This window comes from Hyphomicrobiales bacterium (genome assembly GCA_002869065.1).
Classification (GTDB): domain Bacteria; phylum Pseudomonadota; class Alphaproteobacteria; order Rhizobiales; family Rhodobiaceae; genus Rhodobium.
In genome coordinates this window covers 24,226-49,769 of the sequence record PKTR01000007.1, presented here as the reverse complement: position 1 = coordinate 49,769, position 25,544 = coordinate 24,226, and the positions used below count along the sequence as shown (strand labels likewise).

At 61.9% G+C, this 25,544-nt stretch carries 18 protein-coding genes; 14 read left to right on the top strand and 4 right to left on the bottom strand.

What is annotated here, in order from left to right; genetic code table 11:
• Positions 1-152: 152 nt before the first annotated feature.
• On the bottom strand, positions 153-3,494 hold the full coding sequence (locus tag C0606_17095; protein PLX35816.1) for a hypothetical protein: 3,342 nt from the start codon (positions 3,492-3,494) through the stop codon (positions 153-155).
• A gap of 260 nt (positions 3,495-3,754) precedes the next feature.
• On the opposite strand from C0606_17095, the gene C0606_17090 reads away from it, so the two are divergent.
• The 4 genes from C0606_17090 (at position 3,755) to C0606_17075 (ending at position 9,314) form a co-directional block, all read left to right on the top strand.
• Entirely contained in the window at positions 3,755-5,917 is a 2,163-nt protein-coding gene (locus C0606_17090; GenBank protein PLX35815.1) for a hypothetical protein, read from the top strand.
• A gap of 6 nt (positions 5,918-5,923) precedes the next feature.
• A complete protein-coding gene (locus C0606_17085; GenBank protein PLX35814.1) occupies positions 5,924-7,870 on the top strand; it encodes a hypothetical protein in 1,947 nt (648 codons plus the stop codon).
• A 44-nt stretch (positions 7,871-7,914) separates the two neighbouring features.
• Positions 7,915-8,673: a hypothetical protein gene (locus C0606_17080; GenBank protein ID PLX35813.1), complete on the top strand. Its 759-nt coding sequence runs from the start codon at positions 7,915-7,917 to the stop codon at positions 8,671-8,673.
• A gap of 197 nt (positions 8,674-8,870) precedes the next feature.
• Positions 8,871-9,314 (top strand): DUF302 domain-containing protein, encoded by a 444-nt coding sequence (locus tag C0606_17075; GenBank protein PLX36007.1) that lies wholly within the window; start codon positions 8,871-8,873, stop codon positions 9,312-9,314.
• A 684-nt stretch (positions 9,315-9,998) separates the two neighbouring features.
• Here C0606_17075 and C0606_17070 read toward each other — a convergent pair.
• Entirely contained in the window at positions 9,999-12,866 is a 2,868-nt protein-coding gene (locus tag C0606_17070; protein PLX35812.1) for a hybrid sensor histidine kinase/response regulator, read from the bottom strand.
• Between the two features lie 102 nt (positions 12,867-12,968).
• Here C0606_17070 and C0606_17065 point away from each other — a divergent pair, with 102 nt between their 5' ends.
• From C0606_17065 to C0606_17055, 3 genes are all read left to right on the top strand, one after another.
• Positions 12,969-14,168 carry a hypothetical protein gene (locus C0606_17065; GenBank protein ID PLX35811.1) on the top strand — a complete coding sequence of 400 codons (1,200 nt, stop codon included), beginning with the start codon at positions 12,969-12,971 and terminating at the stop codon, positions 14,166-14,168.
• 183 nt (positions 14,169-14,351) lie between these two features.
• Positions 14,352-15,119: a hypothetical protein gene (locus tag C0606_17060; protein ID PLX35810.1), complete on the top strand. Its 768-nt coding sequence runs from the start codon at positions 14,352-14,354 to the stop codon at positions 15,117-15,119.
• Between the two features lie 117 nt (positions 15,120-15,236).
• Positions 15,237-16,043 carry an ion transporter gene (locus tag C0606_17055; GenBank protein PLX35809.1) on the top strand — a complete coding sequence of 269 codons (807 nt, stop codon included), beginning with the start codon at positions 15,237-15,239 and terminating at the stop codon, positions 16,041-16,043.
• Positions 16,044-16,088: 45 nt separating this feature from the next.
• On the opposite strand, the gene C0606_17050 is transcribed toward C0606_17055, so the two are convergent.
• Both C0606_17050 and C0606_17045 read right to left on the bottom strand, forming a co-directional pair.
• Complete coding sequence (locus tag C0606_17050) at positions 16,089-17,285, bottom strand: hypothetical protein (protein ID PLX35808.1); 1,197 nt, start codon at positions 17,283-17,285, stop codon at positions 16,089-16,091.
• A 157-nt stretch (positions 17,286-17,442) separates the two neighbouring features.
• Positions 17,443-18,018, bottom strand: coding sequence for a DUF1134 domain-containing protein (locus C0606_17045; GenBank protein PLX35807.1), 576 nt, complete (start codon positions 18,016-18,018; stop codon positions 17,443-17,445).
• A 199-nt stretch (positions 18,019-18,217) separates the two neighbouring features.
• Here C0606_17045 and C0606_17040 point away from each other — a divergent pair, with 199 nt between their 5' ends.
• From C0606_17040 to C0606_17010, 7 genes are all read left to right on the top strand, one after another.
• On the top strand, positions 18,218-18,688 hold the full coding sequence (locus C0606_17040) for a hypothetical protein (protein PLX35806.1): 471 nt from the start codon (positions 18,218-18,220) through the stop codon (positions 18,686-18,688).
• 130 nt (positions 18,689-18,818) lie between these two features.
• Entirely contained in the window at positions 18,819-19,469 is a 651-nt protein-coding gene (locus C0606_17035; protein PLX35805.1) for a histidine phosphotransferase, read from the top strand.
• Between the two features lie 127 nt (positions 19,470-19,596).
• Positions 19,597-22,371: a hybrid sensor histidine kinase/response regulator gene (locus tag C0606_17030; GenBank protein PLX35804.1), complete on the top strand. Its 2,775-nt coding sequence runs from the start codon at positions 19,597-19,599 to the stop codon at positions 22,369-22,371.
• Entirely contained in the window at positions 22,368-22,844 is a 477-nt protein-coding gene (locus C0606_17025; protein ID PLX35803.1) for a chemotaxis protein CheW, read from the top strand. The genes C0606_17030 and C0606_17025 overlap by 4 nt, the downstream gene beginning before the upstream one ends.
• A gap of 50 nt (positions 22,845-22,894) precedes the next feature.
• Positions 22,895-23,260: a two-component system response regulator gene (locus C0606_17020; GenBank protein ID PLX35802.1), complete on the top strand. Its 366-nt coding sequence runs from the start codon at positions 22,895-22,897 to the stop codon at positions 23,258-23,260.
• A 79-nt stretch (positions 23,261-23,339) separates the two neighbouring features.
• Positions 23,340-24,488: a chemotaxis response regulator protein-glutamate methylesterase gene (locus C0606_17015; protein PLX35801.1), complete on the top strand. Its 1,149-nt coding sequence runs from the start codon at positions 23,340-23,342 to the stop codon at positions 24,486-24,488.
• Positions 24,488-25,492 (top strand): chemotaxis protein CheR, encoded by a 1,005-nt coding sequence (locus C0606_17010; GenBank protein PLX35800.1) that lies wholly within the window; start codon positions 24,488-24,490, stop codon positions 25,490-25,492. Before C0606_17015 ends, C0606_17010 begins: the two co-directional genes overlap by 1 nt.
• Positions 25,493-25,544: the final 52 nt, after the last annotated feature.

The following is a 25,544-nucleotide window of genomic DNA, read 5'->3' as shown; positions in this document are numbered from 1 at the left end:
ATAGGAGGCCGGAAGGGGAGCGCGCGCAATTGAAAACCGCCGCGCCGGGTTCCGTTTGGGCGCGTTGCGACAGGTTTTACCGTATCGGTCAAATGTCCGTTGACGCTCCGGCAGCTTTCGGGTCGTGAAATTTTAATATAAATATGTTTTCATCATGTAAGAAATTCGTCGATATCGAAAACTCCGCTTTTAGAAAAAGAAATGCTTTCGACGTTCGTAACGATGTCAGTACCAAGATCGCCTTCCTTGTCGGTCACCTTGATGCCTCCTCGGACTTTTGTGATTTGGTACCGTTCGACGCTTCCGGCATAGAGAGCGGTGTCGTGGCCAATGCCACCCCGGATTACGTCGTGTCCGATGCCCCCGGAAAGGAAATCGTTGCCGGCTCCGCCGATCAACGTGTCTCTGCCGACGCCGCCAGACAGGGTGTCGCTACCCATCCCACCATCTATCTTGTCGTCGCCGACGTTTCCCCCAAGGGAGTCGTCGCCGCGCTGGCCGAAGATGACATCATCTCCGAAGCCGCCGTGGATATTGTCATTTCCGTCTCCACCGAGAAGCCTGTCTCGATCATCGCCACCCAAGAGCGAGTCGTTGCCGTCGCCACCATTCAAAAAGTCGCGCCCACTTCCTCCGTTCAGCAAGTCATTGCCTTTATTCCCGAAAATTCGGTCGTTTCCACCTTCACCAAAACTCCGATCATCGCCGTCTCCCGATGAAATGGAATCATCGCCGATGCCTGCGCGAATGACGTCGTCGCCGTTTTGGCCGGCTATCGTGTCGTTTCCAGCTCCTCCATTGATGGTATCGCGACCGCTTTGACCGAAGATTTGATCGTCTCCACGGTTTCCGAACAACAAATCGTTGCCGCGGCCGCCAACGATGAAGTCGGAACATTCGCCCCCTCTGACGACATCGTTCCCATTCCCTCCTGAAATCGTGTCCGATCCGTCGTTACCCGATAGCGTGTCGTCACCGTTACCGCCATCAATGGTGTCGTTTCCTCCGTCGCCAGTGACGGTATCGTCTCCGTCGCCACCACCAACGGAGTCATCGCCGCTTCCACCTGCGACGGAATCGTCACCATCGTCTCCCGCGAGAGTGTCATCGCCATCGCCCCCAGTGACAGTGTCGTCTCCGGCTCCGCTTGTGACGGCGTCATCTCCGTCGTCCCCTGCGACAGTGTCGTCCCCATCTCCGCCGCCGAGGGTGTCGTCTCCATCTCCGCCAGCAACAGAGTCATCGCCGCCGCCTCCACCGACTGAATCGTTTCCATCGCCTCCTGACACTGCGTCGTCCCCGTCACCTCCATCGACGGTATCGTCACCCCCGCCTCCGGTAACAGTGTCGTCTCCGTCGCCTCCGGAAACGGTGTCGTCACCATCTCCGCCGGATACGGTGTCATCTCCATTTCCGCCGGTCACGGTGTCGTCTCCGCCACCGCCACCTGTCACGGTGTCATCTCCACCACCGGCCGTTTCGACGGTGAGTGTGAATGTCGTCGTGACCAGTCCACCGTTGGCGTCATCGGCGGTGACGGCAATCGTATAGGACCCAGCATCCGTGGAAGTCGGCGCCCCTGAGAATGTTGTGCCGTTGAAGGTTAGCCATGACGGCAGCGCATCTCCGGACTCGAGGGTGGCGGAATAGGAGAGGGTGTCTCCGACGTCGTCGTCGCGGAATGCATTTGTTGGCACGGTGAGAGTGAACGCCTCTCCCGCGGTCGTCGTCTGATTGCTGATGCCATTGTCAACGACAGGCGCTGTGTTGGCTTTTTGAACGTCTACGGTGACATCACTGTCGGCGCTGGTGCGCCCATCGGTGTCCGTCAGGACCACGCGGACGGTGCGCTCACCCGTCGTCGGATCGGTGGTGTCCGTGTTCTCATAGGTGATTGCCGCGATGAGTGCTGCAACGGCTTCCTGGGTTGCGTTGCCGTTCAGGTCAACAGTCAAGTCGGGGCTACTATTGCCGACGGTATATGTGCCGATTGCTATACCGGCGTAGGTGACGGTCCCGGTGCTTCCTGCCGTAAAGTTGCCGCCGCCGGTGCCGATCTCACCGGCGCCCGTGCCGCTGTCTTCTATGGCAAGCCGGTCTTCTGTGGAGTCGGCGCCTGCTGAAATCGATATGGACAACTGCCCGCCGGAAAAATCGGTGGCATCGTCAGTCACAGTCGCATCCGATCCCTGATCGAGAAGGGCAGGTCCCGAACCTGAAACGTAGTTCAGGCGGTCGCCATCGAGATTGCCAATTGTTGGTGCAGTGTCGAAATCAAGCGTGCCGACGACGTAGATATCGGTTCTATGGTTTGTGTCGTCGGCAAGTATTGGCGCAGAGCTTTCAAACGCGACCGTACTCCCGTCGGCGGAAATGACTGCGTCGGTGCCAGGAGTGTAGTTTGTGATCTGATCGCCGTTTTCGTCGACGGTAATTCGAATGATTATGTTTGTGTTTCGGTCGTAGCGAAAAACGTCCGTGCTTCCGTTGGTGTCGTCATCAACGAGATTGGAGGCATTCGACTCAAAAGTTACGTAGCGTCCATCTGCTGAAATTGAAGCATTCGTGGCACGTTGGTTGGCAGGTTCTCCGTCAGCGGAAAGGGAGACGCATTCGACAGAGTCGGTAGTCCGATCGTAGACATATATCTGGTTGGATTCTGTAATTCCGTCGACAAGATTTGTCGCTTCAGACTCAAAAACAATGATGTTTCCATCGTGCGAAATCGACGGCGTGTATGATTTCCCATTAGCGTCTTCGTGGTCGGATCGTACTGATATTCTTTCGAATTCACCAATTTTTCGATCGTATACAAATATATCTTCTAGTGCATTTGTATCTGTGTCTTTTGGGTCGATATTGTCGAGCAGAGATCGGAAGACAATTACCGTTCCATCGCCCGAAAGTGAAGCCTGAAGGACGGCGTGGCCCACCGCGATAATGTCTTGTGGAACGGGAATTCGTTCAACTTCTCGCGTTTCTCTATTGTAAATGAATGCATCACTATTTTCGTTGATATCATTGTCGATAATATTTGTTCCGCTGGAAGTATAAAGAATGTATTTTCCATCATTGGAAATTGACGCATCATATGAGTGGCCGTTTGAAACTATTCCGTTGTTATCTTTGGAAATTAGTTCTACATTTTCAGTTTGGGTGTCGTATAAATATATATCAGAATTTTTGTTAACGTCTTCGGTGACTATCGATGTGGTGGTTTCGTAGAGCACGTATCGTCCGTCGACCGAAATGAACGGATTTGTGGAACTGTATCTGAGTTGTTCGCCGTTTTCGTCGACCGATACTCTTTTTAGTTCACCTGTCGCTAAATCTTTAAGGAATATATCAACATTGTTGTTGGTGTCGCCTGCGATCAAATTGGTCGCCTCCGACGTGAAAACTACGTACCTGCCATTTCCCGATATTGAGATGAGGTCCGAATGATTGTTGCCTTCGGTATTGGTCGAGCTGGTGGAGGCGCGGACAATCGTCATTGGAAAACTCTACGCTACGCAAAACACAAAGAGCAGGATGCATAATTTCCTACTGCACGAAAAACGTTAGTTAACAAATCCTAAATTATCAACCGGGCGTACCGCGGTGCGATAAAATGACCAGCCTAGCGTGTTGAGGCAGCGGTTCCTTCGTCCGCTCGTGCATTCTGAAGCTCGTCTATCGGTCAAATGTCCGTTGACGCTCCGGCAGCTTTCGGGTCGAATTGCAGCGGGGACGACCGAGAAGGGGAATTTCAGCCATGCCCGCCAGGCTTGCCGGCGTACTGCGCCTATTCGTCGTGTTTTTCGCGTTGTCCGCCGCGGCGGTCGCGCATGCGGAGGATCGCTTCGCGCTGGTGGTCGGCAATGCCGATTACGAAGGCGAGATGCTCGGCCCGCTGAAAAACCCGGCCAATGATGCGGCGTTGATCGCCGAATCTCTGAAAAAGGCGGGCTTCGAGGTCGATCTGGTGCTCAACGCCGATCTGCGCACCATGAAGCGCTCGGTGCAAAGCTTCGGCAAGAAACTCTCGGCGGCGGGGCCGGGCAGCACCGGGCTGTTCTACTATTCCGGCCATGGCTTTCAGGCGGGCGGGGTCAACTATCTCGCGCCGCTCGGCGCACAGCTTCAGGACGAGGTTGATGCCGAGTTCGAGGCGCTTTCGGTCGACTGGGTGCTCGGCAAGCTGGAAGGCGCGCACAAGGGCGTCAACGTCGTGGTGCTCGACGCCTGCCGCAACACCGCGCTCAGCCGCAGCATTTCCACACAGGCGCAGGGTCTTGCGCTGATGCGGGCGACGCCGCGCGGCAGCTTCATTTCCTTTGCCACGGCTCCCGGCAGCACGGCGACCGACGGCAAGGGGCTCAACAGCCCGTATAGCGCGGCAATCGCCCAGCAAATCCTGCGCCCGGGCATCACCATCGAGGCGGCGTTCAAGAATGTGCGCCGCGCGGTCGTCGAGGCGACCAGCGGCGAGCAGGTGCCGTGGGACCATTCCTCGCTGACCGACGATGTTGTGTTCCTGCCGGCGGATTCGCCGGCCGCAATTGCCGCTGCCGAAGCCGCGTCGGGTGACGCCTCGAAGGTGCAGCTCGAACTGCAGCTGTGGAACGACGTCAAGGACAGCGGTTCGGCCGAGCAGATCCAGACCTATCTCGAAGTGTTCCCGCAGGGTGCCTTTGCCGCGCTCGCCGAAGCGCGCATTTCGGCGCTGCCGGGGGCGGGCGGCACGGCGGGCCACAGCGAGGTCGAAAAGCTGTTCGCCCAGCTCGCCAGCCGCGCGACCATCGTCGAGACGCCGAAGCGGCCGCACGAGTTCTACTCGAATGCGCGGTTGCGCGAGATCCAGGGCGACTATCCGAAGGCCCGGCAGGACTACATGAAGTACTTCGCCTTCGGCATGCCGCAGGTCGATCCGCATTACCGGTTCCAGAATTTCCTGACCGTGCAGGAAGGCCGCGCCGGCGCGCGCCAGGTCTACAACGGCATCACCCAGGGCAGCCGCGATGCGACGCTGCAATTCGCCGAAATCCTGCTTGCCGAGCGAGAGGAGCGTGTCGCGGCGCTGACCGGTTTCCTCAAAGCGCATCCGGATTTCTCGCCGGCGCTCTACGAGCTCAGCCGCGACTATTCCGCCGCCCGCCTCGGCCAGCAGTCGATGACCGACAAGAAGGAAGAGCTGCGCCTGCTCACCGCCTTCATGAAGGAGGTCGAGGGCGGCAACTTCCTCGGCTATTTCATCGACCAGCAAATGGCCGCCGAGATGCTTGAGGACGCCAAGACCCGGCTCGCCGCGCTGTCGTTCCTCAATCAGGCGGCGCTGGAAAGTCCGGTCACGATCAAGCCGACGCGCAGCAATCAGGGCTGGATGGTCAATCTTTCGATCGCCGATCGCGCCAAGGAAATCTTCGTCGCGAAACCGGGTGAGGAGTTCCGCTCGACCGGTTTCATGCAGGGCTATGTCGATCCGCAGACCGGCCAGCCGCTCGCCTATCCGATGTTCGAGTTGCCGGGCAATGCGGAGAAGATGACCATCAAGGTGAAGTATCGCGATATCCGGGATGAGGAGCGCGGGCCTTATGACGTCGTCTTCGATCCGGACATGGCGCTGGTTGCCGGGCAGAAGGACATTCTGGAGCGCCTGTCATCGGCCTGGATCGCCTATCCGGACAAGAAGCGGGCCTATTTCACCCACCTGATCAGCTATCGCTGCGCGATCTCGGAAGTGCGCTACGGTCTCGGCACGGATGAGGTCTCGAAAACCTTCGCGATGCCGAAGTGCAATCCGAGCGATCCGCACGCCATTCCGCGCGACTGGAACAAGCTGTGGGTTACGCTGCCGAAGGGCGTGCCGTTCCTGTCGGTTCAACTCACCTATAAGGATGGCAGCCAGTCGCGGGTCGTGCGCTTCGACAGGCCCTGATGCGACGTGAGTGAAGCCAGTCCAGTACCCCGCCGTTCGATCCGCCTGTGGGCGCTGGCGGTTGTCGTCGCGCTGTTCTCGGTCGTTGTCGCGCTGATCGCTGTCCATCGGCTTGAGCTGGTCGCCGTCGACCGGATCATGACGCGTGCGCTCGGCGCCGGTGGCGGCGGCGATATCGTCATCGTCGCGGTGACCGAGGACACGCTGGCGACCTTGCCCTATCGCTCGCCGATAGATCGCGGCTTTCTCGCCGACCTGATCGCGCGGATCGATCGCGCCGGGCCTGTCGCGATCGGCGTCGATGTGCTTGTCGATCAAAAGAGCGAGGCCGAGAAGGATGCGCGGCTGCGTGCCGCCATCGATGCGGCGAAGGCGCCGGTGGTGATGGGGTTCGCCACCACCGAGGATGGGCTTTCCGAACGACAGGGGGCAGCTCTGCAGACGTTTCTCGGCGAGCGTCGCAAGGGGCTGGTGGCGCTGCGCCGCGATGAGATCGACGGCATCGTGCGGCGTTTGTCGACGGGCCGGGTCGTCGCGGGCGAGCGGGTGCCCTCGCTCGCCGAAGCGATGGCGGCGGATGCGATGTTGCACTCCTCCCCGCTCGACCAGCGCATCGTCTACCGCACCGACGGGGCTGGCGCGCCCTTTGCCTTCCCGGTCTATCCGGCGCATGCCGCAAATGTGCTTCCCGACACGTGGTTCGCGGGCAAATACGTGCTGATCGGCACCGATCTGCCGGAGACCGACCGGCACGGGACTCCCTTCGTCGCGCCGCTCGGCACCAAGGCCGGGGCGCTGGCCGGTGTCGGTATCCACGCGCACATGCTGGCACAGGTGCTTGCCGGCGAGCGTCTGTCGCTGTTGCCGCGTCTCGGCGGTGTGCTGACGACGCTGGCGCTTGCGGTGCTGTCCTGCCTGCTGTTCGTGCTGACGCTTAGGCCCTGGACGCGGGTCGCCGGGCTTGCGGTTCTGGTGTTCGGCTACGTCGCTCTCGGCATCTGGCTGTTGGTCGCCGGTGGGCTGGTCGTGCCGCTTCTCGCGCCGCCGGCCGCCGCGATCCTGTCGGCCGCGATCCTGTCACTGGTTCACTGGCACCGGGACTGGTCGGCGCATCGCTTCATCAAGTCGGCCTTTTCGCGCTATGTCAGCCCGGCGGTGGTCGAGCGCATCATTGAACACCGGCTCGGACTGACGCTCGGCGGCGAGAAGCGCGTCGTCACCTATGTCTTCACCGACCTTGAAGGCTTCACGGCGCTGTCTGAACGGTTGCCGGCGAACGAGGTCGCGGCAATCCTCAATGCCTATCTCGATGCGATTTGCGGCCTGTTCACCGAGGCCGACGCGACCATCGACAAGATCGTCGGCGACGCGGTGATCGGCTTTTTCGGCGCACCGGCGGAGCAGGAAGATCAGGCAACGCGGGCGGTTGATCTGGCGCTCGCTATCGATCGGTTCTCGGAAGCGCATCGCCGGGAACTCGCGGCGCGCGGCGTGGCGATTGGTGCCACCCGCATCGGCATTCACAAGGGCGAGGCGATCGTCGGCAATTTCGGCGGTTCGCGGTTCTTCGACTACACCGGTGTTGGCGACACGGTGAACACGGCCGCGCGGCTCGAAGGGGCAAACCGTTATCTCGGCACCCGCATTCTGGTTAGCGACGCGGTCGTTGCCGATGACGGAACGCATGTGTTCCAGCCGGCGGCCGAGCTGGTGCTGAAGGGCCGCGTGGCGGCGATCGCCTGTTTCACGCCCGTATCCAGCGATGGCGGGGATACGGAATGGCTCGATGTCTATCGCGCGGGCTATGCGGCGCTTGCTGGGCAAGATGCGGCGGCGAATGCGCTTTTCCAACAGGTTCTTACGAAAAATCCGGAGGATCCGCTTACCCTGATGCATGATGGGCGCTTGCGGCGGGGCGAACAGGGCGTCACACTTGTGTTGGCCGACAAGTGACACGATGTGATGATGACAGGGCGACGGAATTTGGAGTACCGGCAATGAAGGCAGGTGTTCTCAGGGTTTTGGCGATCCTGTTTTTCGCGCTTTCCGCATGCGGTCTGGCACGCGCCGAAGGCGGCGCCGTTGTCATCGCCGTCACCGATGGCGGCCCCGATGTCCATCCGGGCGATGAAATCGGCAACGCAGATATTCTTGAAATTCCCGATGGCGCTTCGGTGACGCTCATCCGTCAGGACGGCGAGGTGCTGCATATCGAAGGGCCGCATGACGGTCCGCTCGACCTCGGTGAGGTCGAGGAAGGAGCTGATGGCGATTGGGGTGCCGTGAGCATTTTCCTGACCGGACCGGACGGTCAGTCGACGGCTCTTGGCGCCGCGCGCCGCCCGGAAGCCGGCGCCGATATCCCCGGGCAGCCGACCGTCTGGCAGGTCAGCGTCGACAGCTCCGGGCCGCGGTGCAGCCCGGTCGATCACGTCGAGCTGTGGCGCCGCGCGGCCGATGAGGCGGTGACTGTTTCCGCACGTAACCAGAACGGGCGCCTGGGTGCGCTTGAGTGGAAGGCCGGCGAGCACAGCCTGGTTCTGCCGGACAGCCTGCAAGTAAGCGAAGGCCAGCTGATCGTCTCGCTCGGCGATGGTGTCCGCAAGCTCGATATCGTTCCGGTATCGCAGGACGTGATGCAGTCCCGTCCGGGAGAATTGCTGACCTGGCTGATCGAGCACAAGTGCCATCGCCAGGCTCGATCGCTGATTGACGCGCTGCACGCTTCGTCGTCCGGACGCGTTGTTGCGGAATAGCGCCGCGCGTGGCGAAGCACCGGCGCCGATGCCGCACCGCATTATCTTTCTTTCAGAATTTTGCGTGACTTTTCGGCATGTTGCGCGTTATCGTAACGTCACCTCTTCACGCGTATACGGGAGGAAGTCCGATGAAGATGAGGAATTTATTCAAGGCCGCAGTCAGCGCATTTGTTGGTGGCCTGGGCTTCGCCGTGATGTTCGCCGCTCAGCCGGCGCTCGCTGAATCGCCTGAAGGCATTATCCTCTACAGTGTCGAAGGCGAGTTCGATGTCGTGGCTCAGGACATCGAGGATGCCATCATCAATCGCGGCTATGTTGTCGACTACGTTGCGCATGTTGGCGAGATGCTGAACCGCACGGCCGAGGACGTCGGCGCGACCGTTAAGGTCTATTCGGACGCCGAAGTTTTTCAATTCTGCTCGGCGGTGGTGTCGCGCAAGGCGATGGAAGCCGATCCGGTGAATATCGCGTTCTGCCCCTACAGCATCTTTGTCTACGAGCGCGCCGACGAGCCGGGCATGGTCTATGCCGGCTACAAGCTGCTCCAGGGCGGCAATGCCGATGGCTCGCAAGAGGCGCTCGACGCGGTCAACGCCTTGCTCGATGACCTCGTGCACGAGGGAACCGGCGTCGAATAAGCGCATTACGGCAACGCAAAGGGATCCGGGGGGTCGGATAGTGATCGGCGTCACAGTCGGTCGGAAAGATCGGGTTTAAGATTGGCCCGTAAACATCTTGCGAATGGCGACTGCCAGCGTCGCAAGTGACATAGTGAACGGGCTTTTGCCCAAAGGAGGGATGAATGTCCTTTATTCGGTCATTGTTTCTGATGCTGGGGCTGGCGGTCGTGGTCGGAGCCGTTACGCCGGCTGCCGCCGCGCCGGTCAGTCCGGGTGTGACCAAGGCGCCGGCGGCTTCTGTCCTGTCGATCTTGGAAGACGAGGGTGTGACGAAGGTCCACCGCTGCAATCGTCGTTGCCGCTGGGGTTACGTGCCGCGCTGGGGCTATCGCGCCATGCACCGCCACGTCGGTCCGCGTTGCCGTCCGCGGTCGTGCGGCCGTCGCTTCTATCGCCCGCCTCCGGGTTGGCGTGGTCGTGGCTGCGTTGCCGTTGGCCCGGTCTGGGTCTGCCCGTAAGCGCAGCGTGATTTGACTGCGGCGGGGCCGCCTGCCGCAGTCGATCTCGGCGGTGATCAGCACCGCTCCATCAGACTGCTCGAACGGCCATCAGACTGTTCGAATAGTCTGGCGAAACAGGAAAGGCCGCTCCGGAAGGGGCGGCCTTTTGTATGGGTGCCGATGCCAGTGCGTTGGATGCCCGTCAGGCGATGTCGCGCATGTCGCGCGGGTCGTCTGCTTCGCCGGCTTTGTCCGGCGCGCCGCCGATGGCGGCAAGGACTTCGGCGACGAAGGTCGAGAGCTGGGCGAATTCTCCGGCGGTCATCGACCTGCCTTCTTCGCGCGAGCGTCGTTCGATGCCCGAACACAGATCGGCGACGCGGCTGGCGCCGATATTGTAGCTCATCGACTTCAGCGAATGGGCGAGGCGAGTTATTTCCTCAAGCTCCTCAGTTTCGCTGAGCGGGCGGAGCTGTTCCAGCGTCGTCGAGGCGTGTTCGCGATAGAGCGAGAAGACGCGTTCGACGAAGTCGCCGCGGCCGCCGGCGGCCATCTGGTCGAGGCGGGCGCGGGTCGTCGGATCGATAACCGGCAGTTCGTCGTCCTCGCCGATGTCGGCGGTGGCGGCCTCCGAGGGACCCGGCACGGCTGGTGCGGGCTCGTCGATTACATCCACCGGCATCGGTGCGTGGCCGGCGGACGGCTCGATGAAGCGGGCCATGCAGGCGGCGAGCGCTTCGAGCGTGAACGGCTTGTGCAGGATGTCGTCCATATCGGCGCCGCGCCAGGCTTCCGCGGCGGCGCCGACGACATGGGCGGTGAGCGCCACGACGGGTAGCCGCTTGCGTTCCATGTCCCGCTCCCAGGCGCGGATCGCCTTGGTGGCTTCGAAGCCGTCCATATTCGGCATGCTGCCGTCCATGAGCACGAGATCGTAGTCGTTCGAGCGAACCGCTGCGAAGGCTTCGCGGCCATCGGCGGCGGTGTCGATCTCGGCACCGAGCCGCGTCAGGGCCTCAATCGCCACTTCGCGGTTCACCGGGCTGTCGTCGGCAACGAGAATGCGCCGACCGACGAAGGATGCGAGGGTGTTCTCGGCTGTCGTATGGGCGGCGCCTTCAAGGTCTTCACCGGCGGCCAGGCGTTGCAGCATGCCCGCAAGGTCGGCGCGTGCGAGCGGCGGGTGGAGAAGCGCGTCCACCGTTCCTTTGGCAAGCAGGCGGTCGCCGATGGTTTCGCCGAGGCGGGAGAGGTGAACGATCGCCTTTGCATTGTTGCGCAGGCGGGGTGTCAGGCCACTATCCGCGCAGGCGGCATCGACGATCGCAAGGTCTGCCTTGCCGGGCAGCAGGCGCGCGTCGGGGGCAAGTCCGATGCTGTTGCAGCCAAGTGCCTGCAGGCTGGCAAGGAGGGAATTGCGGGTCGCGCTGCCATCGATTGCGTAGAAGACGGTCATGGCGGGCAGGGCGGGTGCAGCGTCCTTCGGTGCCAGTGCGTTCACCGGAAGCGTGATGGTGAAGGTCGTGCCTTCGCCGAGCTTGCTGGTGACGACGATCTCGCCTCCCATGGCATCAATCAACCGACGGGTGATGGCGAGCCCAAGGCCGGTGCCTCCGAAACGGCGGGTGGTCGATTGATCAGCCTGGGAGAAGGCGGAGAAGACCGTCTCGAGTTTGTCCTCGGGAATGCCGATGCCGGTATCGCTGACCTTGATGGCGATGGAGCCTGGCGCGCTGCCGAGCGTTTCGACGCTCAACTGCACATAGCCGTGTTCGGTGAACTTGAGCGCGTTGTTGACCAAGTTGGCGAGGATCTGGCCGAGCCGGGTCGGATCGCCCGATATCCGTGTAGGCACGTTGGGCGCCACGACAGCGGCGAGATCGATGCCCTTCGAGGCTGCCCGTTCGGAGAACAGGCCAATGACGTTTTCGGCGACATCGACGAGATCGACCGGGATTTCCTCCAGCTCAAGGCGTCCGGCCTCGATCTTCGAGAAATCGAGGATGTCGTTGATGATGGCGAGCAGGCTGCGACCCGATTTGGCGATGACCTCGGCATAGCGGCGCGGGCGCGGCGGCAGGTCGGTCGCGTTCAACAGGTCGGCCATCACCAGCACGCCGTTCATCGGTGTGCGGATTTCGTGGCTCATCGTGGCGAGGAATTCGGACTTGGCGTGGTTCGCCGATTCCGCGGCGGCCTTGGCGAGCGAGAGATCCTCGGTGCGTTCGGCGACTTCCTGTTCCAGGTGTTCGCGGTGTTCGGCAAGGCGCTGGTCGCGGGTGCGGATTTCCGACAGCATGGTGTTGAAGCCGTCGATCAGGTTGGCGATTTCGCGGCTGCTGTCGTCGTTGGCTTTGCCGAGTGCAACGCTCGCATCGTAGTCGTGGGTGTCGCGGACGGTGTTCATGCTGGTGACCAGCGCATTGATCGGCGAGGTGATCGTCCGGCGCAGGCGCGAGGCAATCAGCAGGCCGATTGCCAGCGCCACTGCCGCGGCGGCGAGGATCGTCGTGATGTTCTCGATCAGGCGGCTGATCAGGTCCTGGTTGCTGGCGACCAGTGTCAGGCGGCCGATCTCGTTGCCGCCCTTGATCACCGGTGCCGACACACTGATGCGCCGGCTGGTCAACAGGCCGAGGAAGTCGTGCTGTTCGGCGTCGGCCTGAAGATCGAGGTCACGTTCGAGCACTGCGGCTGTGCCGACTGCCGCCAGTGTCGCGCCGTCGGCGGTTTCCAGCCGGGCAAAATCGAGATTGGGGATGCGGGCGATGGCGCGCATCGACTGCAAGGCGGAAAACCGGTTGTTCTGCAGTGTGGCTTCGGCAGTGGCGGAGGCGAAAACCTGGGCGGCGGCGGTCAGTTCGTCGCGCTTGGCATGCATGTAACCGGCTGTCTCGCGCATGATCGAGACACCGGTCATGATGATGGTCGCAGAGCCGACGGCGGCGACGACGATCAGCAGCAGTTTTCGGGCAAGGGTGCTCCGTTGCTTGCGTTTAGCCAACGCGTCCGTCTTTCCTGATGCTGCCGTGCCTGTCGCCGATTGGCGGCCACGGTACGTTCGTCCCATTTGCGACGACCATAGGGCCGGCGGCTTAGAATCCGGTTAATCGCGGCGGCTAACCGCGCCTTTACTCCTTGGTGGCATGCTCCGGCCATGGAGGACGGGGAAATGGTGTTTTCGCTTGGCGGATCCATGACAGCGGAGAGAGAAGGTTTTCAGCCGCAAGCGGTGGCGATTTCCGAAGCGCCGGCGACGTTTATCGTTGCCGACGACGACCCCATTCTGTGCGAATTCGCGGCGATGGAACTGAACGATGGCACGGTCTCGGTGCGCACCGCGCTCGACGGTCTCGATGCCTGGGACAAGCTCAACACCGGTGCCTGCGACCTGCTTCTGGTCGACCTCGACATGCCGCGGCTGAACGGGTTCGACCTGATCGCGCGCGTTCGGTCCGACGAGCGGTTCGCCAATCTGCCGGTTGTCGTCATCACCGGCCGCGAGGATATGGGCGCCATCGATCGGGCCTACCAGGTCGGGGCGACCTCGTTCGTCACCAAACCCCTGAACTGGCAGTTGTTGCGCTATCAGTTGCGTTACGTCATGCGCATGAGCCGCGCCGAAGCCGATATCCGCGACGCGCGCGACCAGGCGCAGCAAGCCTCGCAGGTGCGTGGCAATATCCTGAAGATGATGCGCCACGAAGTGCATACGCCGATGAACGCCATTCTCGGCTTTTCCAAACTGCTCGGAGATGACGGCATCACCCCGCCGAGCCCGGACGCGATCCGCGAATACTCAGGACATATCGCGGAGGCCGGCCAGCGGCTCTATTCGACGCTGTCGGATATCATGCGGTTTGCCGAAATGCTGTCGGGCGATGTCGATCTCTACGAGGACGACTATCTGCCGCGCCAGCTGATCGACAGTGCCTGCCAGGCGGTCACCAGCCTTGCTGCCCAGACCGGTGCGAAAATCACGATTGAAGACACGACCAACGGCGTGCGGCTTGCCTGCGATCGTTCGCAGATCGAAATGGCGCTTTCCAATCTGCTGGACAACGCGATCTGTTTCGGCGGAGAGGGCGTTGCCATCCGCGTTGCCGCGAGTAAGGCCGAAGATGGCGGGCTGGTCTTCGAGGTCGATGACAAGGGGCCGGGCATCGCGCCCGAACTGATCACCCGCTGCTTCGAACCCTTCCAGCAGGGCGACGGTCCGCTGGTACGAGTCAAGGAAGGCCTCGGGCTCGGCCTGCCGATCGCCAAACGGATCGCCGATCTGCACAGTGCCGACCTGGCAATGGAATCCGTGGTCGGCGAGGGAACGGTCGTGTCGCTGCATTTCCCGGCTGCGCGTACGGTCGTCGACTAGGACCGGGCCACTCTTCCAAATCCATTTTCACGATGGTTCCGGAGGCGATCGGGGCGGCTCGCGATCGGCGCTGAGCGCCCGTTCTTAGGAGAAAATAAACCCAAAAATTTAGCTGTTTTTGCATTCTTTCAGAGTATTGATCGGGCCAACAACAAGAATTGTGAGATCGGGACTTGGCCTGAAATGATGCGCTTCTTGCATTGCGAACGCGGTAACATGACTGTTCTGTTCAGTCTCTTGATTCCGGTCCTCGCGGCCGGGGCTGTGTTCGCGCTCGATTTCGCAAATGCGGTCAATGAGCGGTCGCAATTGCAGTCGGTGGCCGATGCTGCCGCGCTTGCCGCGACGCAGGAACTTTATCTCGCCAACGCCAGCAAACACCAGGTCATCGCGGTCGCGAAAACCTATGCGCGAGAGAACGCCGCAGACGACAACGGTACGCTGACCATCGAGGCCGAAGTCGTTCAGGATCAGACGCAGGACTCGTCGGTACGTACCAGCAGCGGTGGCGATGCGGTCGAGGTTCGGCTTACCAAGAAGGTGGATGCCAATTTCGCGTCGATGATCGCGCAGGACGCTTTCAACGTCGCGGTCTATGCCCGGGCGCGCGTCGCCGGCGGCGGCCGCATCTGCGTCATCGGACTGCAGGACGGAAAGAGCGCCACGGTACTGCTCGACGATGAGGCCCGGCTGACGGCGCCGACCTGTTCGGTCTATTCCAATTCGCTGAAGGACAAGGGGCTCGGCACGATCTATCTGCCGAAGGGCGTTCTGATCATCGATGCGACCAACACGGTTGCCGACCAGTCGGCCTATACGGCGATCGTCGCCGAGCGGCTGGAACTGCAATCCTCGCCCAATCTCGTGCTGAATACCAACTATGGCGCAACTGATGTTCCGGTGCCGCCCGGCGTTGGCCCGGTCGGGACCGGGGTATACCTCGCCCGCTAAGCCGTTTGCCCGGGGTTGAAACCGGGCGCAATCCATCGTCTTTTCTGTCTCACGGATCCGATTCCGCTCTTTGACGCGCGGAGGCGGGGAACACTACGGCAAACGGTTGGGACGTGGATGGCCGACAGCGAAAACAACGAGGATGGTGACAGCGTCGGCGGACTGCGCGGGGCGCTGCGCGCGCTATACTACGGCTCCGACACCAAAGCACGCGTTTTTCGGTTTCTGCTGCTTGGCTTCGATCTGGTGACCGTCGCCTTCTTCATCGTGTCGTCGATGATGGAGCCGAATGCCTCGATCCATGTGGTCGATCTGCCGATCGCCGGTATCCTGATGATCGACTTCGTCGCCCGTGCGATCGTTGCGAACCGTCCGCTCCGCTTCTTCTTCCGGTTTTCCTCGCTGGTCGATCTTGTCGTGATCTTCTCGCTGATCGCGCCGCTTCTGCTCGATAACCTCGCCTTCCTGCGCGTGGTGCGGATGCTGCGCCTGATGCGCTCCTATCACGTGCTGCACGAACTGCGGAAGATTTCCGCGTTCTTCCGCCGCAACGAAGAGATCATCCAGTCGTCGATCAATCTGTTTGTCTTCGTGTTCGTGACAACGGCCATCGTCTACGTCGTCGAAGCGCGTCGGAACCCCGATATCAACAACTATTTCGATGCGCTCTATTTCACCGTGGCGACGCTGACGACCACCGGATTCGGCGATATCACCATGGAGGATACGCTCGGACGCACGGTCGCGGTGGTCATCATGGTGTTCGGCGTGGCGCTGTTTCTGCGGCTCGTCCAGACGATTTTCCGGCCGCACAAGGTCAATTACGCCTGTCCGCAATGCGGCTTGAACCGGCACGATCCGGATTCCGTCCACTGCAAGCATTGCGGAACGGTGCTGAATATCCCGACCGAGGGTGAGTGGTAGGCCTGTTGGTGGCGGTGCCGAGGCGCGCGGCGATCGGTTTCCGCTCTACCCGGCGGACGCGCTGCGATCGGCGTCGACCTTGTCACGCAGCTTTTGAATGCGTGCGGCGATACTGGCCGCGCTCACATCGCCTCCGGCCTGGTCGACGAGGGCGGTGATCGGCGATCCTTCGCCTTCGATCAGCGCCGTCATATGCGCCACGCTTGCCGCGATGTCCTTCAACTCGTCGCGCAGGGTTTCGCTCTCGGCCGCGATCTCGATGTCGGCCGGTCCGGCGGCAAGCGAACCGCGGGCCCGTAGCTCGGCGTTTTCCGCAAGCAGCCGGTCGCGCTCTGCGGCGAGATCCGCGAGCCGGCTTTCCAGCATCGCCTTGTCGCCCCGCAGCGCCTGAAGCGCCGGATCGCTTCCGCTGGTCTGCATGGCCATCGTCTGTTCGTGTTCGATGGTCAGGCGCTCGATTTCCGCATGGGCTTCCGCGTTGCGGGCCTCGAGTTCGAAAATACGGGCCGACAGGCTGGCCTGCTCAAGCTTGTCGGGCATGGCCTCGGCGGTGCTGTCGGCAGGCGCGTTCGGCGCTTCGGATGCCTCGGATTGTGCCGCTGCCTTGGACGTCAGGTCCTGATTGACAAGGCCGATGCGTAGCGTCGCGTTTTCCTCTTCCTGCTCGGTGAGGCGCTTGCGCAGGGTTTCCAGCTCGCTGGACCGTTCGGTGAGCTCCTGCTGCAGCCGCAAAACCGTGTCGGTTTCCTTCGACAGCGCTTCGACCTTTTCGCGGCCGCCGGCCTGGCCGTGCAGCGTTTCGCGGTAGGCCTCCAGTTCTTTCGAGCGCTGGTCGAGCAGGCGCTCCACTTCGCGCAGCTTGCTCGTATTGCGCAGCAGCTCGTCCTCGCGGGAACGCAGGGTGCGGCGCAGTTCCTCCTCGCGGCCGAGCAGTTCGCCGGCGCTTTCGGCTTTCGCGTCGCGTTCGGCGACGATGGCCCGCAGGGTTTCATCGCGCGCCGTCAGGTCGAGCCGCTGGCGGACGTTCTTTTCCTTCTCGGCGTCGAGCAGCTTTTCCAGCTTGCGGGTGGCGAGCGCGAACTCGGCGCGCATGCGGTCCTTTTCAGCGCGGATGTCGCTGATCTCGGTCGGCACGGCGGCGTGGATGCGGCGTGAGGTAAGGCGCACGGTGCGGCGCCAGACGAAATGGAGAACGATCAGGCCCAGCAACCCGCAGACGAGGAAGCCGAGAGCAAAATACATTGCGGATTGGATCACGCCTCAGTCTCCGTTCCGGCCCCTTTCGGGTGGCGCCCGCCCGATGATCGCGCGGACGACGTCGCGTCTGCGAGCGAACCTACCCATTCCTGCGGCAACTTGCCAGCCTTCGTGACTATCCAGCTCTTGCGGCGAGCGCCGATCAGAACGGGTTCCAGGTCGCGCGCGGAGTGAATTTCAGATAGCCGATATTGACGCCGAGGCGGGCGCCGACGCCGGCCCGGATCGGAACGACGTAAGTGTTGTCGGCGGCGAGCACGGTCATGCCGAAGCCGGCAATCGCGTAGGCCGAGCCGTTCACACCGACGTAGCGGCGGTAGATCGTGTCGATCGAGGGCAGTTCGTAGACCAGCATCATGACGCGTGCGCCGTCACCGCCGAAATCCCAGCCGAGCGAGGGGCCCTGCCAGAAGACCTTGTGCTGGCCGGCATCGCGGGTGAACAGGGTGCCTTCACCGTAGCGCAGGCCGCCGACGACGGCGCCCGATCCTTCTTCGCCGAGGATGTAGCCGTTCGGCTGGCCGTATTTTTCCACGATCTTTTCGATCAGCGTCGCGAGGCCGCCGGACACGCCGCCGAAGAAACGGTGGCCGGAGTCGACGAGTTCGTTGGTCGAGTACTTGCCCTGTACGCCCTGAGCATGAGCCGGCGCCAAGGTCGCCGCGGCCAACACAAGGGCCACCAGTGCGAAGAGGGAGCTGCGGACACGGTTTCGCATCGGGACGTCCTTTTTTCGTCGTTTGCCGGGGTCGATCGCAACGATGCTGAACGACTGCCGTCGGCGGTCTTAACCGAAGGCTCACCGTTGCCCGGTTAGGGTCTATCGTGAAGGCGAGGGAGCCGAATCGATGCAAGAGTGTAGTCGAAATCGGGCAAAGACGGGGCCGGGATGTCGCGGCCATCGGCAGGGGTGGACTATGGCGTTGCATAGCGCGCGGATTTTGCTGGCCGTGCTTGCGCTGTTTGTCATCGGCGGGGTGGCGAGAGCGGTCACCACCGAGCGGATCGTGGTCGATCCGATGACCGGACTTGCCCTGAACGGCTATGATCCGGTCGCCTATTTCGTCGACGGCGAGCCGCGGCTTGGATCGTCGGATTTCGAGATCGCCTTCGAAGGTGCCTATTGGCGGTTCGCCAACAAGGGCAACATGGAGGCGTTCCAGTCCGCTCCGGATATCTACAAGCCGCGGTTTGGCGGGTATGACGCACTGGCTGTTGCTAGAGGGTCCGTGGCGCCGGGCAATCCTCATGTCTGGACGATCCATGAGCAGCGGCTCTATTTCTTTCTCTCGCCGTCGGCTCGCACGATCTGGAAGATGGATGCGAGTGCCTTCGCCCGCGATGGCGAACATCGCTGGCCGGCGCTCGAGAACAGTCTTCCGCGCTGATCCCTGTCTGCTTTCGTCTTCGTGTCGGCGCCGTCGGCATTGTTGCTCGGCTTGCAGTGTCGGGCGCCTTGTGTATGCCTTTGTGCATATCGAGAGCTGTTGATTCGACGTATTCCCGGAGCTTTTTGTGATGGTCAAGGCAACTGACGTTTCCCCGCTCGATCTCGCTGCGCTCCTGTGCAGTCGGGTTTGTCACGACATCATCAGCCCGGTCGGCGCGATCAATAACGGGTTGGAAGTGCTCGAAGAGGACAGCGGCGGTGAGATGGAGGGCTTCGCTATGGAGCTCATCCGCAAGAGCGCCAAGCAGGCTTCCAACAAGCTGCAGTTCGCCCGTCTGGCGTTCGGCGCGGCGGGGTCGGCAGGCGCGGAAATCGACACGGGCGACGCCGAAAAGGTCGCTCAGGGCCTGATGGAAGGCGAAAAGCCGTCGCTCACCTGGACAGCGCAGCGCGTTCTGATGGCGAAGAACCGGGTCAAGCTGCTGCTCAATCTCATCCTCATCGCCAGTTCGGCGATCCCGCGCGGCGGCAATATCGATCTGACCATCGAAGGCGAGGCGAGCGCGCCGAATTTCCGTCTGGTCTGCACCGGCCCCAACGCACGGGTTCCCGCCGACATTGCCGCCAAGCTCGCCGGCGACATAGAGCTCGAGCAACTCGACGCTCACATCGTGCAGCCGGTCTATGCCGGAATGCTGGCGCGATCGTGTAACATGACGCTGTCGGTCGAGCTTGTTGGAGAATCCGTTGAGGTTGTTGCACGATCTGTTTCGAATTGATTGGGGTATTTATTCTTTTTCGGCGTTTGTCTTTCAACTTATCTTAACTCTTGGCTCCGAAACTCGGTCATGAGAGCCCCGGGAGAAGACTCCCGGTGTCCCCTGGCCCTTTCGAGAGCAAAGAAAAATGGACGATCTCCTCCGAGAATTCTTGACCGAGACTGCCGAAAGTCTTGATGTTGTCGACGTCGAACTGGTCAAGTTCGAGCAGGAACCGAACAACGCAAAGATCCTGGATAACATCTTCCGCCTGGTGCACACGATCAAGGGGACCTGCGGGTTCCTTGGTCTTCCCCGGCTGGAAGCGATTGCACATGCGGCCGAGACGCTGATGGGCAAGTTCCGGGACGGCGCTCCGGTGACCCCGACGGCGGTGTCGCTGATCCTTAATTCTCTTGATCGAATCAAGGAATTGCTGGGTGAGCTCGAAGCCAATGAGGGAGTCGAGCCGGAAGGCAACGACCGCGACCTGATTGTCGAGCTGGAGCGAATGGCGCTGGCCGAAGAAGGCGCCATGGAGGCCGAAGCCGAAAGCGCGGATGCAGCGGAAGCGGAAATGGCCGCCGATGCGGACGCTGAAGCCGCTGACGGCGATGCTTCAAGCAGTGTCGGCGAACTCGTCTACCAGGAACTTGAGCGCGGATTGCGTCCGGGCGAGGTCTCGCTCGACGAGTTGGAGCGCGCCTTCCGGGAAACCGAGGTCGACAACGATGCGGTCGCTGGTGCTCCCGCCGAGCCCGAGCCGGAAGAGGAGGCGGCCAAGGTGGACGCTCCCGCACCGAGTGCGGCGGCCAATGCGCGCGAAAAGCGCGACGGCGGCGGCGCCAAGAAGGCGAGCGTTTCGAGCCAGTCGATCCGCGTCAATGTCGAGACGCTGGAAGATCTCATGACGATGGTTTCGGAGCTGGTGCTGACCCGCAACCAGCTGCTTGAAATCGTTCGCCGGCATGAGGACTCCGAGTTCAAGGTACCGCTGCAGCGGCTGTCGAACGTGACTGCGGAACTGCAGGAAGGCGTCATGAAGACGCGCATGCAGCCGATCGGTAACGCCTGGCAGAAGCTGCCGCGCATCGTCCGCGACCTGGCGCAGGAACTCGACAAGAAAATCGAACTGGACATGGTCGGCGCCGATACCGAGCTCGACCGCCAGGTGCTGGAACTGATCAAGGATCCGCTGACCCATATGGTCCGAAACTCGGCCGACCACGGTCTCGAGATGCCGAAGGATCGCGTGCGCGCCGGCAAGCCGGAAAAGGGTACCATCACCCTGTCGGCCTATCATGAAGGCGGTCACATCATCATCGAGGTCGCCGACGATGGTCGCGGTCTCGATCGCGAGAAGATCAAGGCGAAGGCAATCGCCAACGGTCTGTCGACCGAAGCCGAATTCGAGAAGCTGTCGGAATCGCAGATCAACAAGTTCATCTTCGCGGCCGGGTTCTCGACCGCGGCGAATGTTACCAACGTCTCCGGCCGCGGTGTCGGCATGGACGTGGTGCGCAACAACATCGAAGTGATCGGCGGCAACATCGATCTGAAGTCGGTGCCCGGCAAGGGCACGACCGTGATCATCAAGATCCCGCTGACGCTGGCCATCGTTTCGACGCTGATCGTCGAGGCCTCCGGCGACCGTTTCGCCATTCCGCAGCTTTCGGTGGTCGAACTGGTCCGCGTTCAGGCGACGTCGGAGCACCGCATCGAGCGGATCAAGGATACGCCGGTTCTGCGGCTGCGCAACAAGCTGCTGCCGCTGGTGCACCTGTCGCGCATGCTGGGCATCGCATCCGGCGAGGCCGAAGACATCGAGATCGATGAGGACACCGGTTTCATCGTCGTCATGCAGGTCGGCAGCCAGTCGTTCGGCATCGTCGTCGATGGCGTCTTCCACACCGAGGAAATCGTCGTCAAGCCGATGACCTCGATGCTGCGCAACATCACGATGTTCTCCGGCAATACCATTCTCGGCGACGGTTCGGTGATCATGATCATCGATCCGAACGGGGTGGCGCAGCATCTGTCGGCGCAGATCGGAGCAAGCGTCGAGGACGCGGAGACGAAGGAAGAGGAACTGTCGGTCAACGACGGTTACGAACAGCTCTCGCTGCTCCTGTTCCGCGCCGGTTCGCCAGAGCCGAAAGCGGTGCCGCTGTCGCTGGTCACGCGTCTGGAAGAGTTCGATATCGACAAGATCGAGCATTCGAACGGTCGCGACCTGGTGCAGTACCGTGGCTCGCTGATGCCGCTGGTCTACGTCAATCCGGGCATGACGCGCCGCTCGGAAGGCACGCAGCCGATGCTGGTGTTCTCCGACTCCGGCCGTTCGATGGGCCTGGTCGTCGACGAGATCGTCGACATCGTCGAGGATCGCCTGCAGATCGAGGTCGAGTCCGACACGCCGGGTATCCTCGGTTCCGCCGTCATCAAGAGCAAGGCGACGGAAGTGATCGATATCGGCCACTACCTGCCGCTCGCCTTCCCGGACTGGTTCCAGCGCAACGAGACGCGCGCGATGCCGATAGGGCAGTCGCTGCTTTACGTCGACGACTCGCCGTTCTTCCGCGACATGCTGGCTCCGGTCCTCAAGGCCGCCGGCTATCGCGTCACCACGGTATCGTCGGCCGCCGAAGCGCTTTCACGGATGGAAGACGGGCGCCGCTTCGACGTCATCGTCACCGATGTCGAGATGCCGGAGATGGACGGCTACGCCTTTGCCGAGGCCATCCGTGGCGATCAGCGCTGGTCGCATCTGCCGGTCATCGCGGTTTCGGCAGTCTGCACGCCGTCATCGATCGAACGCGGGCGGGATGTCGGCTTTGACGACTTCGTCGCGAAATTCGACCGGCCGGGTCTCATCTCGGCGATCAAGGATGTCACGAATATCGAGCTTGGAGTGGCCGCATGAGCCAGGCAAACGAAAACACCGCGGGCGGTTCCTCGACCATCCAGTATGTGACTGTGATGATCGCCGAGCAGTTGTTCGGGCTGCCCATTTCCCAGGTCCATGACGTGTTCATGCCCGACAGCATGACCCGCGTCCCGTTGTCTTCGCCGGAAGTGGCCGGCGTGCTCAACCTGCGTGGCCGGATCGTCACGGCGATCGACATGCGTCGCCGGCTGAACCTGCCGCCGCGCGAGCGCGGCGCCAACACGATGGCCGTCGGCATCGAGTTCAAGGGCGAGTCCTACGGGTTGATCATCGACTCGGTCGGCGAAGTGCTCGACCTCGACGTCAACGAACGCGAACCGCGTCCGGCCAATCTGGATTCCCGCTGGGCAATGATTTCCAGCGGTGTCCATCGTCTCGACGGTCAGTTGCTGGTCGTCATCGATGTCGCTCAACTGCTTGAAACAATGACCGAACCGGTCGCCGCCTAAGGCTTCGTACAGTCAATGGCCGCGTAAGACGGTCTTAAGGAGAAGTGTCAATGACCCATTGCCTTGTGGTCGACGATTCCAGCGTCATTCGGAAAGTGGCACGGCGTATTCTCGAGGATCTGGATTTTTCCATCAGCGAGGCGGCCGACGGCCAGCAGGCTCTCGATCAGTGCAAGGCCGACATGCCGGACGCCATCCTGCTCGATTGGAACATGCCGGTCATGGACGGCCTGGAATTTCTCACCAATCTGCGCAAGCAGCCGGGCGGCGAGGGACCCAAGGTGGTCTTCTGCACCACCGAGAACGACGTGGCCCATATTGCGCGGGCCATTCGTGCCGGCGCCAACGAATACATCATGAAGCCCTTCGATCGCGAAATCGTCGAGGCGAAATTTCAAGAAGTCGGTTTGATCTGACGATAGGGGTTCCACGATGAGCTTGCCCGCTAGAGACGTTACTGCCACCACCGGGGTTGTGACGGACCCCATCCGTGTGATGGTCGTCGATGATTCCGTGGTGGTTCGCGGGCTTCTGTCGCGCTGGATCGACGAGAATGCCGAAATGGCCGTCGTCGCCTCCCATCGCAATGGTCGCGCTGCGGTCGAGGATGTCGAGCGCGCCAACCCCGATGTCGTCGTTCTCGATGTCGAAATGCCGGAAATGGATGGCCTGACCGCACTGCCTCTGCTGCTCAAGAAAAAGCGCGATCTGGTGGTCATCATGGCCTCGACGCTGACGCGTCGGAACGCCGAGGTCAGCCTCAAGGCTCTGTCGCTCGGCGCGCAGGACTATGTCCCGAAACCGGAATCGAACAGCGGCATCACCACCTCGACCGATTTCCGTCGCGACCTTCTGGAAAAGATCCGCCAGCTCGGTGGTCGTCGTCGTCGCATGCATCGCGGCGCGCCGGCCGGCGCCGGCCACGCAGCTCAGCCGGCTGCTGCGCCGACGTCGCGTTTCGCGCGCCCCGGTGGTGCGGCACCTGCCGCGGCTCATGCGGCTGCCGCAGCGCCCGCGGTCGCCCGCTCGGGCGGCTTCGCGACGCGTCCCTATTCGAGCGTTAAGCCGAGGATCCTGGTGGTCGGTTCCTCGACCGGCGGTCCGCAGGCGCTGACCAAGCTGTTCGGTGTCATCGGCCGGGCGATCGGCGACATTCCCGTGCTCGTCACGCAGCACATGCCGCCGACGTTTACGGCGATCCTGGCCGAGCATCTGATGAAGGCGGCGGGTCGTCCTGCTGCCGAGGGCAAAGACGGTGAATCCGTGATCGCGGGGCGCATCTATGTGGCGCCGGGCGGCAAGCATATGCTTCTGGCCAAGGGCGACCATGGCAATATCATTCGTCTGAACGACGGACCGGCGGTGAATTTCTGCAAGCCGGCGGTCGATCCGATGTTCGAATCCGTCTCGCGCGCTTATGGCAGCGCAGTGCTTTCTGTCGTTCTGACCGGAATGGGCAGCGACGGCGCGAAAGGCGCTGGCGTGATTTCGTCGGGCGGCGGTAGCGTGATTGCGCAGGACGAAGCGTCCAGCGTCGTGTGGGGCATGCCCGGCGCGACGGCCAATAGCGGCGTGTGCAGCGATGTTCTTCCGCTCGATGATATCGGGCCGAAGATCATGCGCGTTCTGCAGGGAGGTCGCTAATGACCCCGGCGGAATACGAATTCCTCAAGACGTTTTTGAAAACGCGGTCCGGTCTCGTTCTTGCCAACGAAAAACAGTATCTGGTCGAAAGCCGGCTGCTGCCGATCGCGCGCAAGCAGGGACTCAGTTCGGTCAGCGAGCTGGTCGCAAAGATCAAGTCGCATGGCGCGAAGGCGCTCGAGGACGCTGTCGTCGAGGCGATGACGACCAACGAGTCGTTCTTCTTCCGCGACAAGACCCCGTTCGAGCACTTCAACCAGACCATGCTGCCGCACATGCTCAAGGAGCGTGCGTCGAGCCGCAAGATCCGCATCTGGTGCGCCGCGGCCTCGACCGGCCAGGAACCGTACTCGATCGCGATGAGCCTGAAAGAGCATGCCTCGAAGCTGGCCGGCTGGCGGGTCGAGATCATCGGCACGGATCTGTCGACCGACGTTCTGGAAAAGGCGAAGGTCGGGATCTACACCCAGTTCGAAGTGCAGCGCGGCATGCCCGTGCAGATGCTGCTGAAATATTTCACCCAGCAGGGCGATATGTGGCAGATCTCGCCGGAGCTGCGCTCGATGGTTCAGTGGCGCAAGCTGAACCTGCTTGAATCGTTCAGCTCGCTCGGCCAGTTCGACATCGTCTTCTGCCGCAACGTGCTGATCTATTTCGACCAGCCGACCAAGGTCGAGATCCTCGACCGGGTGCGCAAGCAGATGCCCGATGACGGCTTCCTGGTGCTCGGCGCGGCCGAGACGGTTGTTGGCCTCACGGACTCGTTCGTGCCCGCGCAGAACAAACGCGGCCTCTATGAGGTCAATCACGGCAAGGCCGGCGGTGCGGTCACGCCGCGACCGGCGGTACGTGCGACGGGAACACTCGGTGCCGCACCGGCGAAACCGGCTGCTGCACCGGCCAAGCCCGCCGCAACGCCGGCGTCGTCGCTGTCGTCTCCGTCATCGGCGACGTCGCGTCTGGCAGCAGCGACCGCGAACCTGGCGACGCTGCGGCGCCAATAAGCGCCGCGCCTGTTCGGCGGGCGAACGGAACAACAAAAAAGCCGCAAGGGTG

What these genes read in the sequence shown, in the direction of transcription:
- C0606_17030 (PLX35804.1), top strand. Translation starts at nt 19,597, where the DNA reads ATGGACGATCTCCTCCGAGAATTCTTGACCGAGACTGCCGAAAGTCTT.
- C0606_17070 (PLX35812.1), bottom strand. Translation starts at nt 12,866, where the DNA reads ATGGGACGAACGTACCGTGGCCGCCAATCGGCGACAGGCACGGCAGCA.
- C0606_17025 (PLX35803.1), top strand. Translation starts at nt 22,368, where the DNA reads ATGAGCCAGGCAAACGAAAACACCGCGGGCGGTTCCTCGACCATCCAG.
- C0606_17060 (PLX35810.1), top strand. Translation starts at nt 14,352, where the DNA reads ATGATGCGCTTCTTGCATTGCGAACGCGGTAACATGACTGTTCTGTTC.
- C0606_17050 (PLX35808.1), bottom strand. Translation starts at nt 17,285, where the DNA reads ATGTATTTTGCTCTCGGCTTCCTCGTCTGCGGGTTGCTGGGCCTGATC.
- C0606_17075 (PLX36007.1), top strand. Translation starts at nt 8,871, where the DNA reads ATGTTCGCCGCTCAGCCGGCGCTCGCTGAATCGCCTGAAGGCATTATC.
- C0606_17055 (PLX35809.1), top strand. Translation starts at nt 15,237, where the DNA reads ATGGCCGACAGCGAAAACAACGAGGATGGTGACAGCGTCGGCGGACTG.
- C0606_17095 (PLX35816.1), bottom strand. Translation starts at nt 3,494, where the DNA reads ATGACGATTGTCCGCGCCTCCACCAGCTCGACCAATACCGAAGGCAAC.
- C0606_17090 (PLX35815.1), top strand. Translation starts at nt 3,755, where the DNA reads ATGCCCGCCAGGCTTGCCGGCGTACTGCGCCTATTCGTCGTGTTTTTC.
- C0606_17065 (PLX35811.1), top strand. Translation starts at nt 12,969, where the DNA reads ATGGTGTTTTCGCTTGGCGGATCCATGACAGCGGAGAGAGAAGGTTTT.
- C0606_17045 (PLX35807.1), bottom strand. Translation starts at nt 18,018, where the DNA reads ATGCGAAACCGTGTCCGCAGCTCCCTCTTCGCACTGGTGGCCCTTGTG.
- C0606_17020 (PLX35802.1), top strand. Translation starts at nt 22,895, where the DNA reads ATGACCCATTGCCTTGTGGTCGACGATTCCAGCGTCATTCGGAAAGTG.
- C0606_17015 (PLX35801.1), top strand. Translation starts at nt 23,340, where the DNA reads ATGGTCGTCGATGATTCCGTGGTGGTTCGCGGGCTTCTGTCGCGCTGG.
- C0606_17035 (PLX35805.1), top strand. Translation starts at nt 18,819, where the DNA reads ATGGTCAAGGCAACTGACGTTTCCCCGCTCGATCTCGCTGCGCTCCTG.
- C0606_17010 (PLX35800.1), top strand. Translation starts at nt 24,488, where the DNA reads ATGACCCCGGCGGAATACGAATTCCTCAAGACGTTTTTGAAAACGCGG.
- C0606_17040 (PLX35806.1), top strand. Translation starts at nt 18,218, where the DNA reads ATGGCGTTGCATAGCGCGCGGATTTTGCTGGCCGTGCTTGCGCTGTTT.
- C0606_17080 (PLX35813.1), top strand. Translation starts at nt 7,915, where the DNA reads ATGAAGGCAGGTGTTCTCAGGGTTTTGGCGATCCTGTTTTTCGCGCTT.